The organism is Bradyrhizobium sp. BLXBL-01 (assembly GCF_051853025.1).
In the GTDB taxonomy this organism is placed as follows: Bacteria; Pseudomonadota; Alphaproteobacteria; order Rhizobiales; family Xanthobacteraceae; genus Bradyrhizobium.
The window spans coordinates 6965303-6980489 of the sequence record NZ_CP182471.1 but is presented as its reverse complement, the minus strand read 5'-3'; the positions used below and the strand labels follow the sequence as shown (position 1 = coordinate 6980489).

Here is a 15187-nt window from a genome sequence, read left to right as displayed (position 1 = left end):
ATTCGCGAACGTCTTCAGAGTATCGTTTCTGCACTGGTTGAATTAGAGGAAATCCGAGCTCGAGTTCTCGCGGCTGAACAGAGCAAAAAACCAAAAAGGTCTAAGCCGAAGAAGCGCCGCCGCCGAGGCAAGCCCACTGGCAGGAAGCGCTAGCCGCCCCTTGCCTATGGCTTGCGACCGCGCCCGGGCGGCTAGAAGCCATCGTGCCTGCTCTCAGTTCGACTGTCGGTCTTGCGTGACGTCCTTCGCACGACCTGTTGTCAGCTCGTTCCCCCACGGGCTGGAGTATTCCATGGAGTCGGATTCACAAAGTTGAATCCCAAGTGGACGATTTCTTGGGATGAAGCTGTGTTTGCCGACTAGACAGCGGCAGACCTCTCGGTCCCAGCTCCGTTTTTCGATCCGGAAAAACCTCCAAGCTGGGGCCGATGTGGTCTACTCCGGAAGCGAGCCTTTTCCTTCTAGCAGCCGTACACTGCAGCTCGCGCCAATGTCCGGCCCATACACGCCGGCCGATGATGGGGACTGCTCATTGATCTATCGCAACGGTCTCCTCGGACCGCGAGGGATGGTGGGCTCTCAGGGAGCTTGCGATGGGCACGAATTAGCTAGCGGGAGTCCTCCGGCCGTGCTCGCGGGCCCGCCGAACTTCGATCCCGCGCAGGAGATGGTCGCGCGCACCCTCGGCTTGACAATGATGAGAGAAATACGTCTTGCCTGCTTGACGCGAGCACATTCCCTGATCATCGGCGGAATTTCCCTGTTAGGATTTTAATGCATCGCGACGCAATGCCTGCGATTTCAACGCTCATTTCGCATTTTACGTCCGTTGGCGCCCCCGCGACGGGCACTTTTCCCTGCAAAATTCCCTGTAAGCAGGGAATCATCGCCGGCGCCTTTTTTGCACTTTTGGGCGGACGTTTTTAATGTCGGCGTAGCTTGGGTTATGGGGGGGGCGGAGGCGCGAGTTTTCCTGTTCGCCGTCGGCCATGCTTGTCCGGCCGCTCTCCCAAAAGGCGCTGAAAGTGAGTCAAACAAAAAACCGCCGCGACCGTTTGCTCGGCGCGGCGGTTGATGATTGAGGACGGTTGGGTTGCTAGCCTGTTGCTCCGGCTGCCTTACCGCACGTACCAATATCCCCACCAGCGCTGCGACACCGGCCGCGCCTGCGCCTTCATGGCCGCGACTTCCTCCACGGGGCGCAGCTGCGGGCCGTAGATTGCCGGCGGGTAGACGTCGTCCCAGAACACAAGTCCGCCTTGGACGGCGGCAGCCCGGTGTGACCGGGCAAGCGCGAGCTCGGCGGCTGAGGTGACGGATGTCGCCAGGGTGAGGCCGAGAGCAGACAGGGCAATGGACGAAACAACGGCGCGGAAGTTCATTGGATTGAATCCCTCATGAAATGCGATGTGCGATAATGCGACGGGTTCCGGATGGTTGCAAGGGTATGGGCTCACCGGCTGACGCCGAATTTCCAGTTGCAGGGGCGCATGGTCTCGCCGGCGCGCGTCGGCTCGACCGGGACGGGCCTGGATGCATCGGCTGCGAGAACGTCTCTTAGGATTGTGGTCGCCATATATAGAGTGTTCGATGATCACCACCGGCCGAGACGAGATCGGGCAGAGGTCGGCCGCTTGGCACGCGCGCGGCATGCATGCAAAGCAGGCCGAACCTTGAACATTTTTTCGGCGCCCGTGAATCCTCTTGAACCATGATGTCGACACACTGCTCACTCTTCATAGGAGGCGCACGATCCAGGACGCTCCCATGACTTCTACGTTTGTCTCGGCTTTCATTTTCGGCGCTGGCCTCATTTTCGGATACGCGTTGCGCGCGTGGCGCGTCGAACGCAGAGCTGTGAACTCATCCAGCGGCGCCTCGCGCCGGGCGTCGCGGCCCGCTCCGACCTCTACGTTCGGCCATGCCCGGCGAGCCTTCTAGGCATCGTCCCATGCCACGGCTGCATCCAGCGTCACACCGAACCGATGGGACATGAAGACATGAGTGAGCCCAAGAACGATGCGCCGCGACGCTATATCGTGGACGGCGCCGGACAGCGCGTGCTCGTTGGTCTCACGATATCGGAAACGATCGAGTTCGAGGCGCTGGACAAGCCGGACACTCGTGCCGGTGCCGACATGCTCGGCGAGGCGGCGCGCGTCCGCGAGGCCAGGCATGGCGAACGCTGGGTGGAGCTCTACGTCAAGCACGAACGCGCCTGGAATGACTGGATGGCCCAGACGCGTGTGCGGCCGGCGCAGTCGCCGCTGCTCAATTAGAAACCGCGAGCGTCCATTCCATCTCGCGCGTCGGGGGCAGGAGGCTGAAACTCATCACACCGCGAGCATGCGGCTGCCCTGGATGCTCATCAGGGTGAGGTTGCCGGTCGCATAGGCGCCGGTGTCGATATTGGCGCGGTTGGCCAGCAATTCGGCGCTGCGGACCGGCGTATGACCGTGGACGATATATTTGCCGAACTGCTCCTCGCTGCGCAGGAATTCCTCGCGAATCCACAGCAGATCGCGCTCGGTTTGCTCGGCCAACGGGACGCCCGGACGAACGCCGGCGTGGACGAAAAAGAAGTCTCCGCAACTGAAGCTCAACCGCAGATTGTCCAGAAATTCCAGATGCTCGGTCGGCATCGCGCGAATCAAGTCACGCAGGATCGATGCCGGCTCGTCGCGCTTGAGATCGGGCGGAGCAAGCCCGTAGGACATCAATGTCTGGGTGCCGCCGAAGGCAATCCAGTCCTCGAACAGTGAAGGGTCTTCGAACACCCTCACCAGAAAGGCCTCGTGGTTGCCCTTGAGGAAGACCGCATTTCCCCGGCGGCTCCGCTCGACCAGGATGTCGAGGGTGGAACGCGTATCCGGGCCGCGATCGATGTAATCGCCCATGAAGACTTCGATAGCATAGCGCGGCCGGCTGCGCGCAACGTCGGCGTCGATCACCCGCAGCATGGGCTCGAGCAAATGCGCGCAGCCGTGAATATCCGAGATCGCATAGATGCGGACGCCGTCAGGCAATTGCGGTTTGGGAAGCGACGGCTGGGATCGCGCGAAAGATTTCATGGCGCTCATCGATCGGGTGGTCGGAAAAACATCCCCAAGTCGCCGGCACCGGAGAGCGTCCATCCAACGCGAACAAGGCGAGTTCCATGGGGGCGCAACCTGTTGTCAGTCCCGATCACGCCAAAAGAAGGGCACGGCATTTTTTGCCGAGTTGTTTTTGATGGTGACAGGAACGAGAGAGGTCCGTAGGAATTGCATCGCTGCCTCGAAGCGTGCGGCAAGTCTGCATGACTCGTGGCAGATTCTCGCATACACCCGCAGATAGAAATCCCTGGAAATTCTCGCAAGTGATCCGATGCTGCGTTCGGCGGCAGCAAAGCAGCGCCTCAAAGTTGAGCGAAGAGCGGTTCGTGCAACGATTGCGTCGCGTCCGATGCGGAACTTGATTCAAAATAGGGCACTCCGTTCGCTCATATGTCAGCACTGTGACGACATTTTCAGCGCGTCGAATTTCGCGACGCATCTCAATGCGACGCATTGTTCGTGCGCCGCAAAAGTTTCGCGTGCAGCGCCACAATGTCGCTGCGATCGAACAACACTTTCGGTGCGGGGGATTGACGAGTCTTCAGCATCACGATGAGCGTCAGGCACTCTCTCGATACGCAGAGGTTCGAATGGCTGTTGCAACTTATGGTTCTGAAAGCGCGCATGCGCTGTCATCTGCGCGCGGCAGTGCGCTTCAGAGGCCCTTTCAGATCGTCGTCATCGCTGCTGACTTTCTGTTGATTCTGCTGAGTTACGTGGCGGGGGCTTCGCTGTATGGTGTGGCGGTCGCATCGCCGACCGACGGTGCATCGGTGGGAGCCGGATTGTTCGTCGGCGTGGTGTTCGTCGGAATCGCCTATTTCCGGGACGTCTATTCCACGCACCGCCTGCTCAATCTGCTTTGGCAGCTTCGAATGGCGGCGTTTATCTGGCTGACGTCGCTCACGATCCTTGCCGTTGCGGCCTTCCTGCTGAAATCGACCGACAATCTGTCGCGCGGCACGGTCATCGTCTTCGCCGTGATCGGCGGACTTGGCTTGATCAGCCTGCGCTTCGTCTGGCAGGCCGTGTTCGGCACGAGCTTTGCGAGAAGCCGCCTGGTCGATCGCAAGGTGATCCTGCTCAGCCTGAAGCCGCTCGACTTCACCTCGAGCCGCTTCAAGGATCTGCGCAGGAACGGCTTCGACGTCATGCGCCATTTCGTGCTCGGAGATGACCGGGATGATGGCCAATGGGAGCGGCAGATTCGCGACGTCATCCGTCAGTCGCGCGCGGCCGATGTCGACGAATATCTGCTCGCGATCGACTGGAACGAATTGCCGATGCTGCGCAAGCTCGGGCCATATTTGCGCGCCGTCCCGCAGCCCATTCGCCTGCTGCCGGACGATTCGGTTGCCGACCTGGTGACCCGTCCCTTTTTGCCGGTCAGCGGCACCGTCGCGGTCGAGATCCAGCGGCCGCCGCTCACCATTCTCGAACGGCTGCAAAAGCGCTGTCTCGATGTCGGCGTCGCTCTGTTCGCGCTCGTGCTGCTGACGCCGCTGCTGCTGACCGTGGCCGTGCTGATCAAGCTGGATTCGCCGGGAACCGTCATATTCCGGCAGTCGCGCCGCGGCTTCAACGGCAAGCCATTCGAGATCTGGAAGTTCCGCACCATGACGGTCTCCGAGAATGGCGAGACGGTAACCCAGGCGACCAAGAAGGATGCTCGCGTCACCAAGATCGGCCGCTTCCTGCGCATGACCAGCATTGACGAGCTGCCGCAGCTCTGGAACGTGCTGCGGGGGGACATGTCGCTGGTGGGACCGCGCCCGCACGCGCTCGCCCATGACAATTACTACGACGAGCTGATCAGCAAGTATGTCTACCGCCATCACATGAAGCCGGGCCTGACCGGCTGGGCTCAGGTGAACGGATTCAGGGGCGAAACGCCCACGATCGATCTGATGGAAAAGCGGGTCGAGTACGACGTCTGGTACGTCAGCAACTGGAGCATCTGGCTCGACCTGAAGATCATGGCCCGCACAGCGTCCGCAGTGATGTTCCAGGAAGCCTATTAGGCGCTCAATCTCTCAATCGCCTGCCTCCGGCCCCCGGGGGCCTCAGGTTTTATTCTGCGGGGGCTTGCCGAGGAGCCGCATGATCGCATCGCGCAGGGCGAGCAGCGGCGGCACGAGCACGAAGAAGGCGCCCATCGCGACGGAGACGATGACGTGGCGGATCGAGAAAGGCTCGTCCTGCTCGATCTGGCGCCGGCTCGGGTCGATGGGCGCGGGTGAGAGCGTCGTCGCCATGGGTTGGCGGAGCGTCTTGCGTGGAGGGACCACGATCAACACGAATAGAATGTTGAGCAGAACCCAAATAGTCAAAATCGTCAGGACGATCAGCATCCGAGCCTACCGGAAAAGAACTGCGAGTATGAGCCGAGATTAGCCTCGGGGAACCGAGAAAGAAAGATGCCTAAAGTTTCGGCATTTTCAGGCATCAAGCTCGGATTGTCTCGTCTTATCGACGGATGATTGTCCCTCGGCGCATTGTTCCGGCGACCACCGTACCCGTCAATCCTTGCTTTTGGCTAGAGCAATAACTGCAAGTTGTGGATTCCGGACGAATACGGACTCGCGCGCAGGTCCGGCGCGCTTGCCGCATCTCCGGTCCGTGCGCGAGGGCGCACGCGATGCCATTCAAGCGACCGCCAAGCACGAATAAGGCCCGCTGCCAGATGGCTGCGGGCCTCAAGATCGCTCAGTTCGGCTGGACCTCGCTCTAGGCGTGCTCGACGTAATAACTGTTGTGGTGCTTGCCCTTGTAGGCCTCGATGCGCTTGAGCATCTTCGGATTGGCGCGGTTGAGCACGGCGCCGAGCAGCTTCTTCTGCAGGACCTCCGACCCGGAAACCGACTCCTGTAGCGCGCTTCGCGTCGTCTGCCCCCATTCGATGACGTAGACCATGGCGTCGATCAGGAGGCTGACGGCCTTGGAGTCCGCCACCGGCATCACCGGGGCGAGATCGATCACGATGTACTCGTAGTGCTCCCTCAGCACCTTGAGCAGCTCGGCCATCGCCTTCGAGCCGATGACGTCGGCGGAATTCACCATGCGGGACGCCACGACGGAGGGGAGGAAATCCAGTCCCGTCTCCTTGCTCCGCTGCACGTGGTAGCCGAGGCTCGCGGGGTCGTTGAGTGCCTCCACGAGCCCGCTCTTGGCGTTGGGCGCGAGCTCCCGCGTCAGCGAGCGCGTGTGCAGGTCGCCGTCGATCAGAACCGTGCGATGGCCCGTGAGCGCGATCAATTGCGCGAAATTCGCGGCGACGGTCGTCTTTCCTTCCTTGGGAAGGGAAGAGACGATGCCGATCACCTTGATCTCGCGGGTCAGGCGCGCGACATCGATCGACACCTTGATATTGCGCAGTGTCTCGGCGAACCGCGAGAACGGATGGTCGACGACGTAGCGAGACACATCGGATGCGCCGGTCTTGGTGGCCGGACCGATATCGGGCAGGACGCCGAGGCACTTCACGCCGAGCTCGTCCTCGACCTCGCCGGGGGTTCGCAGCACGTCGCTCAGCAGCTCGCGTGCAAAGGCGACGCCGAAGCCGAGACAGAGGCCGCCGACGAGGCCCCCCACCAGCGCCAGGACCGTGCGCGGCGAGCTCTTGCGATCGGGCTTGGTGGCGGTGCTGATGAGGCGCGATTCGCTCAGCGGGAAGCTCTGATTCTGCGTCGCGCTCTGCAGCTTCTCAAGGAAATTGTTGTAGAGATTGCGATAAGTGTCGGCGGCGCTTTCGAGATCGCGCAGCTTGACTGCGGCCTGGCCGGTATCGCCGGCCTGGGCGACGAGCTCCTTCACGTTCTTCTCGAGCGAGGCCTCGCGGCTCTTTGCGATCTCATAGTCGCTGCGATAGGCGTCGCCGATCCGATGCAGCTCATCGGCGATGTTCTTGCGCAGCTCCTCCATCTTGTTGGCCAGGTTCACCGCCGCAAGATGGCCCTTGCCGTAGCGCCTGGACCAGTCGGCATATTGGGCCTGGAGGTCGAGATATTGGGCGCGCAGGCGGGTAATGACCGAATTGTTGAGAGCATCGGTCACCGTCGATTGTGCGACGTCCTGGTCCGAAATCGCGGTGATCCGGTCGAGCCGGGCCTTGGCTTCGGCCGTCGACGCCCGCGCTTGAACCAGCTGGGTGTTGAGGTCCGACAATTGTTGTTCGGACATCAGGCCGCGGCTGGTTCCGACGATGTTGTGCTCGGCCTTGAAGGTCTGCACGGCGCGATCGCTGGCCGACGCCTGCTCGCTCAGCTCGATGCTGCGCTGCTGAAGCCACTCGGTGGCCCGCTTGGTGGATTGATATTTGGCCTCGAGAGCGCCGACCAGGTAGGCATTGGCGATGGCGTTGGCGATCTTGGCGGCCTTGTCCGGGCTCCGCGCGCGATAGTTCAGCGACAGAACATAGGTCGTCAGCACGCGCTCCGTCCGCAGGTTCTTCTGAACCTGCTCGACCACGGCATGTTCGATTCGCTCCTGTGACGCCGGCTCGCCGGAGCCGAACAGCGAGGTGATCTTGCCCATGATCAGGGAGAGAAGGCCCGGATTGGAGCCGTTGAACTCCGGATCCTCCGTCAGCTTCAGGCGACGGACGACGGACAGGATCAGATCGTCCGAGTTGATGACTTCGACCTGGCTGTCGACATAACCGGTGTCGATCAGGGCGCTGCTGGCGTTGCTGTCCTTGTCCAGCACCTGCGCCTGGCGCGTGTCCATCATGATGCGGGCGTTCGCCGTATACATGGGTTGCGCCGTGACCAGATACAGCATTACCAGGGCCAGCGAAGCTCCGACACACGCCGCGATGATCGGCCACTGGCGGCGGAGCACATCGGCCACACGCTCGAAGCTGAGGACTGCCCCGCCGAATTCGATGCCGAATCGGTGTCCCGACTGGAAATGTTCTCTAGGCTGGTACATGTGCTAATTCGCTGCCTTTGGTGATCATCGATCAATTCGGAAGGGGGACGGGCTTGAATGGATTGGCCAGCTTGGTCTTCCACTCGCCGTCGAGCAGGCCGCCGCCTCGGGGCGGTTGGGCCGGGCCTTTGATCTGCGATTGCGCCTGGACGCCGGAATTGTCTTCGCCCGCGGCGGCATAACCAGACTGCACGTTGAGATCGCCGATCCGCTGCGCGAAATCCCTGATCTTGCGCGCGGCATCCGGCTTAGTCGTCGTGCACCGCCCTTCGGCGATCCGCAACGCGGCGCCGATGGCCGAACGATCGCTCGAAGCCGATGCCGAAATAAGCGTCTGCACCGACGGCAGCAATGACGGATTGGTGGCAATCAGCGTCGCGAGCCGGTACCGCAACTTTTCCTTGTCATTGCGCAGTCGCTCCAGAAGCGAGGAGGGCGACTTCACGAAGGTGTCGAGTTCCAGTTGCGAGGCGCGGTCCGAAAATTCGACGCACTGAGCGCGGCAAGCATCGGCGCTCGAGACGATCAGCGCAGAACCTATCAAGACAGTCGGTAGCCATCGCGGTTGTGCATGACGACGTGTTAGTCCGCGGCCCATCCGTGTTCCTTGCTTCTGTTGCAATTGGAGAACAGGCGAAACTTGGCAGGTAACTGTGTCATCTTTTTGTGCGGCGCAAAAGCTGGAGCGCGAACGTCCATGCGCACAACGTTGCTCGAATTTGCGCCGGTTGCAAAAGCACGATTTACAATGCCTGCGAGATTGGCATATCGCGCTCACGAATGTTGCAACTTGAAAACATATCAGGCACTCGCAGGCCGCCACGTCGCAAAACCGACACAAGTCGCAGCGCACGACTATTGTTCCCTCGCATAAAAAATTTTTCGTCGCCGCATCCATGCGCAGACGGATCAATCTCATACGCGCCGCTCTTCATCGCATCAGCGCCGAATTTCGCGCACACTTTCCACGCAAATACTCGCAATCATCACGGCTGATGAAATTTGCGCCCGAAGCACGCGGCGTCTCAAACAAAAAGTGGCGTGAAGTTGGCGCTCGCATGTCCGAATGATCTGCGAGCATTGAAAGTATCGTCGGTCGTCATGCATCGCGTGCGAGTCGTGGGATCGCGGCGATTGAACATGCGCGAGACCTGATACACACTGCTGCGGTGCAATAGCTATGGAATGTTGATGTGACGGAGTTGGTTCATCGTGAGAAGGCACATGTCCTGCCGCTCGACAGCATTCGGGGGATCGCCGCGACTTCGGTGGTGATTCACCACCTTCTGCTGATGCCGACATTCCTCGCGGCGTTTCCGCACAATGCGTGGATCAATTGCTCGTTCTTCCGAAGCGCTTGGCTGCTGGTCGACTTGTTCTTCGTTCTCAGCGGGATCGTCATGTCGCTCAGCTACGTCGAGAGCGACTTCGGGCGCTTCTCGCTGCGCGAATTCATGGTGCGGCGCCTGGCGCGGGTCTATCCGCTGCATATCGTCATGCTGGTCGCCAATCTGTTGTTTCGCCTCCTGCGCATCAGCCTGGTCATGGCAGGCGTCGTCGTGGCCGCGCCGGCGGCGTTCGAGGTGAACAACGCCTATTCGTTCGTTCTCAACGTCTTTCTGCTGCACTCGATGGGCTTCATCGACTATCTCAGCTGGAATGCGCCGAGCTGGAGCATCAGCGTCGAGTTCTACACATATCTGGTGTTTGGCCTGATCGTCCTGTTTGCCCAGCGCATGCGCTCCCTGCTGTGGTTCTACGTTCTCTGCGGCCTGGTCGCGGTGGCTAGCCTCGTCGTCATCATCTTCGTGCTCGACAAGAGAAGCCTCGGGCTTCAGACCGATTTCGGCATCCTGCGCTGCTTCGTGAGCTTCTTTCTGGGCGTGTTGACGGTGCGGATCGTCGATCGCCTGCCGGCCAAGCCGGGCCCGGCCGTCCAGGGCCTGGTGCAGCTCGCCGCCATGATCGCCAGCGTTGTCCTGGTGAGCTTGGCGGAGACCAATCCCGCCGCGACCTTCCTCGCGCCGGTGACGTTCGCGATCTTCCTCGGCAGCCTGCTCGCCTTTCCCGATGCGATTCTCGTTCCGCGGATGCTGGTGGCGGGGCCGCTGGTCTGGCTCGGACGTCGCTCCTACTCGATCTACATGGTGCACGCGCTCGTGGTGCTGCTGTCCGAGTATTTCGTGCGGGCGCTCGGGGCTGGGCGGATCGCCGCTCTCGATTCGGTCTGGGCGGGCCTGCCGGCCACGCTGAATCTCGTTGTCTCGCTTGCCGCCGTGCTCGTGGTTTCGCACTTCACCTATCGCTACGTCGAGATTCCCGGCGGCAGGTGGATGCGGAACGCTCTGGGCAGCCGGACCGATTTCTCCGCCTCTCCGGCGCCATCGGCGCGGCCGACCAACTGAGCCGGACATGACCCTCCTCGCGCTGAACCGGCCGAAAATGACGCTGATCAGCCTCAACATCGAGGCGATCGCGCTCGGCGTCTATCTGATCCGCGACGCCTTCGGCGGCGTCATCCGCTACTACACCAGCATCTACCACTTGAATCCGCTGTGGTATCTGCCCGACGCCGTTGCGCTTCTGTGTCTGGCCCAGTTCTTCATCCATTGCATCCTGCGTAATCGTAGCACCCTGGCCCTGCTGGTGCTCGTGCAGATCATGCTGTCGCTCGTGCTCGGCTATTTCATGCTGGGGACGACGAACGCAGCGATCTCGTCCTTCAAGATGATGTTGCCGGTCTTCGTCGGATTTTGTTTCTGCGATTCGAGCCTCGGCTCATACCGCAAGCTGCTTTCGGTGATCGCCGTGACGTTCTACCTGTCCGTGATCGGCGTCTTCCTGACGAAATTCTACCTGATGCCTTGGGTCGGCTACAAATACGAATCCTTCGGCGCCGTCCGCGAAGCCGGCCGGCTGTGGTGGGCCTATGGCGGCGACGACCAGCGCCTGATGGGCTTTGCGGCCGACAATACCATGGCCGCCTTCTTCATCCTGGTGTCGTTCGCGATCACCTCCATTCGCAAGAGCACGACGTGGTGCCTCCTGTTCGGCTCCATCGCGATCTATGCCATCAAGCTGACCACGAGCAAGACGACCATGATCGTCCTGGTGCTCTATTTGCTCTTGCTGGTGTTCGTGCGGATGCTGCCGGAAAAGTCACGCTTCCCCGCCATCCGGTCCATCGCGCAATGGTCTTTCGCCTCGATCTTCGTGCCGTTCTTCATGATCGTGGTCGCGTCCGGCACCGCCGCCGTGCCGCATTCGACCTTGTTCAGCATCCTCGATCGCATCAACAACAGTTGGCAGAAGCCGTTCATCTACCTGAGCCAGCTCATGCCGGTCGGCCTGGTGACCGGCTGCGGCGCGGGCTGCTTCAACTATCCGCAGCAGCTGTTCTCGCCGCTCGCGCCGTTTTGGGTGCCGGTCGACAATTTCTACATCGGGACGTACCTGATGTTCGGTCTTCCCTTCGTCGCATTCATGGTGATGGTGTTCCGGGCAACATTCGGTGCGACTGACGTGTACAAGCTGACGCTGCTCTTCATCGTCAACCTGTTCACGATCACGGTCTTGAACTACGGCCCGGCCTCCGGCCTTCTGATCATCGCGCTGAGCTTCAGCGAAGTGTTCTCGCGGCGTGCGACCTCTGCACGTGGGGCCGACGCCGTGCCAATCGTCATGCGGCCACCGGTGGTGCCGCCACTGGATGGCTTCCGCCCGGATCTACCGGCGGCGAGCGGAAGCAGGTGAGAACGAACGATGCATAGACGGCTCGCATTCATCGACACGCTGCGCGGTATTGCCGTGTTGTCGGTCCTGGTCCAGCACGTATTCGAGGTGATCGTCGAGAAGCACCCGACGGGCGCCTATTACTGGCCCATCCACGACGTGTTCGGCTATTACATGAACTTCGGCCGGTTCGGCGTCGTCTTGTTCTTCTTCGTCAGCGGCTTCGTCATTCCGTTCAGCTTCCCGGACAGCGCCACGCCCGTGCGGGATTTTACCATCAGCCGTTTCTTCCGGCTCTATCCGGCCTACTGGACATCGCTCGTCGTCGGGCTCGTGACGATGCAGCTCTTCGACTCGAAAGTCTATCCGCTGGGGCAGATTGCCGCCAACGTGACGATGTTGCAGACGTTCGTGAACGTCCCGAACCTCTGGGTGTTCTACTGGACGCTGGCGATCGAGCTCTTGTTCTACGTCGGATGCACGATCCTCTTTGCGATGGGGCTGCTGAACCAGCGCTTCACGGCGGTGACGATCGTCATCGCAGCCGCGCTGGTCGGAACCACCGCTGCGCTCCTGGTCGAGAACAGGGCCGTCTCGTCGGTGATGGAGGTCGGGTTGAACCTGTCGGCGATGTTCCTCGGCAAGATCATCCGTGACACCGTCATTGGTGGCAAGCTGCGATGGACCCATGTGGCCGTCTGCACGCTGCTGTATGCGGTCTTCGCCGCCACCCTGTCCGACCGGCGTTTCGGAGGCGTGTACCACGAGAATTTCTTCTACAGCTATTCGATCGGATCGGCCTATGTCTGCGCGGCGCTGGTCTTCATCGCCTTTGCCGTGTTCGGCGAGCGAATGGCGTGGCGTCCGATGGCGTTCGTCGGCGTCATCAGCTATTCGGTCTACCTGATGTCGCCGTTCGTGATCGTCGCCGTCCATCGCCTCGTTTGGTTCGGCGACGGGCCGCTCGGATGGTCGATCTTCATGGGCGTGATCCTGGCGTTGTCGATCCTGGTCAGCTGGATGACCTACGCCTTCGTCGAAAAGCCCTGCATTTCCTTCGGGCAGAGGTTCCGCTCGGCGCGGCGGAAGCCGGTCGTTCTCGAGCCCGCCCTCAGCACCCAGGGTGCCGCGGAGTGATCAAGACACCGCACCAGCCGGGCGCCGCCTATGACGGGTCGTTCGTTCCGTCGGTCCAGGGCCTGCGCGGCATCGCCGCGCTGAGTGTGCTGATGGACCATTTCTACGACATGCCGAAGGGCGGCATGTACGACATCCCCGATCCCGGCTTCCTGCCGCCGCTCTGGGCTTGGCTGCAATCGGTGATCAATGTCGGCGGGCACGGCGTCGAGCTGTTCTTCATGATCAGCGGCTTCCTGATCCCGGCGAGCCTGGTGCGGCACGGGTCGTTGTCGCGGTTCTTCTTCGATCGCGTCCTGCGCATCATGCCGGTGTTCGTCGTGCTGCATCTTGCGCTGTTCGCGATCGGTCCGATCGTGGCCTACAAGTTCTTCCGCGGCATCGACCTGAGCAACTATCTCGCGATCTTCGCGGCCAATCTCTTCTTCGTGCAGGACGCGCTCGGCCTGCCGATCGCCCAGCAGAACGCCTGGACATTGACCTATGAGTGGGCGTTCTACATCTGGTTTGCGCTGACGTTCTCGGTCTGGCGCACCGGCGGCAGATTGCTGGCGGCGCCTCTGCTGCTGCTTGGCATCGCCTGCCTGATGCACTGGCCGATCACCGCCTTCTTCTGCATCGGCATGCTGTTCAGCGCCACTGGATTTCGCATCTCGATTCCGGGGCGGGCCGGCTTGGTCGCCGGCCTTGCTTGCGGAGCTGCGCTATATGCGAGCCTGGTGTTGTTTCACCCCTTCGTCGGGCTCATTCCCGGATTTCTGCTGTTCGGCATGGTGCTTGCTCCGGACTCCGGCCTCGGCAAAGCTCTGAGCGCACCGGCGCTGCAATATGTCGGCAAGATCAGCTACAGCCTCTATCTCGTGCACCCCTTCGTGCTCTTCCCCCTGCAGGTGATCGGCCTGAAGCTGGTCGCCGTCGGCGTCGACCGCTGGCTGCTGTGGGCCGGCTTCATCGGGCTTGGGCTGGTGATGTCGCTGGTGGCAAGCGCGATCAGTTATGAACTGATCGAGGTCAGGCTGAGGCGATTGCTGGATGGCGCGATCCGCGGCATGTTCTTCCGGCCGCAGATCGAGCAATCGGTTTGAGGGCGCCGATCGCGCTCAGCTCACGGTGCGACCGGCGAGCCGGTGATACGATCCAAGGAGCTGCTCGGCGATGCGATCCCAATTGAGAAGGCCGGCCGCGGTCTGCCGTGCGCCTTCGGTTAACGTCGCGGCCAGCGGCTTGGAGGTCAGCACGCGTTCGAGTGCGTCGGCCAAAGCCGTGGCATCGCCGGGCGGAACCAGCAGCCCGTTGACGCCATCCGTCACGACGTCGGGAATGCCGCCGGTGGCGCTGGCAACGACTGGCCGGGAATTGCCATAGGCCGATGCAAGCACGCCGCTCTGCGATGCGTCCTTATAGGGCAGGGCAACCACGGTGGCGGATTGAAACAGTCGGCCGGTATCCGCGGGCGAGATATAGGCGTTGATGGTCTTGACCGTCGGCATCGCCTCCATTCGCGCGCCGAGCCGTGTCATCTCAGGGCCGCGGCCGGCGACGATCGCTTCATGAGCCACACCGCGCTTGGCCAACATGTCGATCGCATCGATGAAGACGTCGAGACCTTTGTAGGCCCACATCCGCCCAAAAAACAGGATGCGTGCAGCCTCAGGCGCGGTGACCGCACCTCCGGCTGGCGGAACCATGAGCACGCCGTGCATGCTGGAGACGGTTTCGCCCTTGAAGTCGGGCGAGGCGCGGCGAAAATCGGCGATGCAGCTCTCGCCATGCGTGGTGACGACCGATGCTGCCGCGCGCATGCGACCCCGCCATGCATCTTCGCGCGGCGACGTACCGGAGCCGCCTTCCGAATGCGGGATCGCATCGTGAACGGTCAACACCAAGGGAATGCCGAGCGGACGGAGAAACTGGATCAGCTTGGACGTGTAGATCTCCGGAACTTCGTGACAATGAATCACGTCGGGGCGAAACGAAATTATGTCCAGGAACGAGGCCGGGATGCCGATCGCGCCGCCGCGCCGAAGGCTCAAGTCACGAATTCTCGTCTCGAACGGAGCCGTCACGGCGATATCGGCCAGTTCCCATTGCTGATTGGCGTCTTTGCGGTTGAGCACCAGCCGGACGTCGCAATGGCGGGCCAATCCCGACGCGAGACGGTAGGAATATTCCGCAAAATGCGGTGCGTAGATGGCCACACGCAAGCGCCTGGAGCTGCGGAGAGAACGCTGGGCGGGCGGGTTCATCAAGGCATCCATTTTGCATCACTCGCAAAGTTGATCGGAGTGTAGTCC

The 15187-nt window shown here is 61.4% G+C and carries 12 protein-coding genes; 6 read left to right on the top strand and 6 right to left on the bottom strand.

Going from position 1 to position 15187, the window contains the following annotated elements; genetic code table 11:
* Positions 1–1118: 1118 nt before the first annotated feature.
* Positions 1119–1382, bottom strand: a complete 264-nt coding sequence (locus tag ACNJYA_RS32345) for a hypothetical protein (protein WP_172785796.1) — start codon at positions 1380–1382, stop codon at positions 1119–1121.
* 618 nt (positions 1383–2000) lie between these two features.
* On the opposite strand from ACNJYA_RS32345, the gene ACNJYA_RS32340 reads away from it, so the two are divergent.
* Positions 2001–2279, top strand: coding sequence for a hypothetical protein (locus ACNJYA_RS32340; RefSeq protein ID WP_439401347.1), 279 nt, complete (start codon positions 2001–2003; stop codon positions 2277–2279).
* A 54-nt stretch (positions 2280–2333) separates the two neighbouring features.
* Here ACNJYA_RS32340 and ACNJYA_RS32335 read toward each other — a convergent pair whose 3' ends face one another.
* Positions 2334–3071, bottom strand: a complete 738-nt coding sequence (locus ACNJYA_RS32335) for a metallophosphoesterase (protein WP_439364415.1) — start codon at positions 3069–3071, stop codon at positions 2334–2336.
* Between the two features lie 614 nt (positions 3072–3685).
* Between ACNJYA_RS32335 and ACNJYA_RS32330 the strand changes: the two genes are divergently transcribed.
* Positions 3686–5116 carry an undecaprenyl-phosphate glucose phosphotransferase gene (locus ACNJYA_RS32330; protein WP_439364414.1) on the top strand — a complete coding sequence of 477 codons (1431 nt, stop codon included), beginning with the start codon at positions 3686–3688 and terminating at the stop codon, positions 5114–5116.
* A 42-nt stretch (positions 5117–5158) separates the two neighbouring features.
* On the opposite strand, the gene ACNJYA_RS32325 is transcribed toward ACNJYA_RS32330, so the two are convergent.
* The 3 genes from ACNJYA_RS32325 to ACNJYA_RS32315 all read right to left on the bottom strand — a co-directional run bounded on the left by ACNJYA_RS32325 (position 5159) and on the right by ACNJYA_RS32315 (position 8622).
* Positions 5159–5446, bottom strand: coding sequence for a hypothetical protein (locus ACNJYA_RS32325; RefSeq protein ID WP_439401346.1), 288 nt, complete (start codon positions 5444–5446; stop codon positions 5159–5161).
* A 376-nt stretch (positions 5447–5822) separates the two neighbouring features.
* Positions 5823–8024 carry a Wzz/FepE/Etk N-terminal domain-containing protein gene (locus ACNJYA_RS32320; RefSeq protein ID WP_172785800.1) on the bottom strand — a complete coding sequence of 734 codons (2202 nt, stop codon included), beginning with the start codon at positions 8022–8024 and terminating at the stop codon, positions 5823–5825.
* A 31-nt stretch (positions 8025–8055) separates the two neighbouring features.
* On the bottom strand, positions 8056–8622 hold the full coding sequence (locus ACNJYA_RS32315; RefSeq protein ID WP_246708843.1) for a hypothetical protein: 567 nt from the start codon (positions 8620–8622) through the stop codon (positions 8056–8058).
* A gap of 595 nt (positions 8623–9217) precedes the next feature.
* Here ACNJYA_RS32315 and ACNJYA_RS32310 point away from each other — a divergent pair.
* From ACNJYA_RS32310 to ACNJYA_RS32295, 4 genes are read left to right on the top strand one after another with little or no spacing between them, the layout of a single operon-like run.
* Positions 9218–10429 (top strand): acyltransferase family protein, encoded by a 1212-nt coding sequence (locus tag ACNJYA_RS32310; protein ID WP_257187480.1) that lies wholly within the window; start codon positions 9218–9220, stop codon positions 10427–10429.
* A 7-nt stretch (positions 10430–10436) separates the two neighbouring features.
* Positions 10437–11777, top strand: coding sequence for a hypothetical protein (locus ACNJYA_RS32305; RefSeq protein ID WP_439364411.1), 1341 nt, complete (start codon positions 10437–10439; stop codon positions 11775–11777).
* Positions 11778–11786: 9 nt separating this feature from the next.
* Positions 11787–12893, top strand: a complete 1107-nt coding sequence (locus tag ACNJYA_RS32300; protein ID WP_439364410.1) for an acyltransferase family protein — start codon at positions 11787–11789, stop codon at positions 12891–12893.
* On the top strand, positions 12890–13978 hold the full coding sequence (locus ACNJYA_RS32295; RefSeq protein WP_172785803.1) for an acyltransferase family protein: 1089 nt from the start codon (positions 12890–12892) through the stop codon (positions 13976–13978). Before ACNJYA_RS32300 ends, ACNJYA_RS32295 begins: the two co-directional genes overlap by 4 nt.
* A gap of 15 nt (positions 13979–13993) precedes the next feature.
* Here the strand turns inward: ACNJYA_RS32295 and ACNJYA_RS32290 are convergent, their stop codons facing one another.
* Positions 13994–15091 (bottom strand): glycosyltransferase family 4 protein, encoded by a 1098-nt coding sequence (locus ACNJYA_RS32290; protein ID WP_439401345.1) that lies wholly within the window; start codon positions 15089–15091, stop codon positions 13994–13996.
* Positions 15092–15187 lie beyond the last annotated feature (96 nt).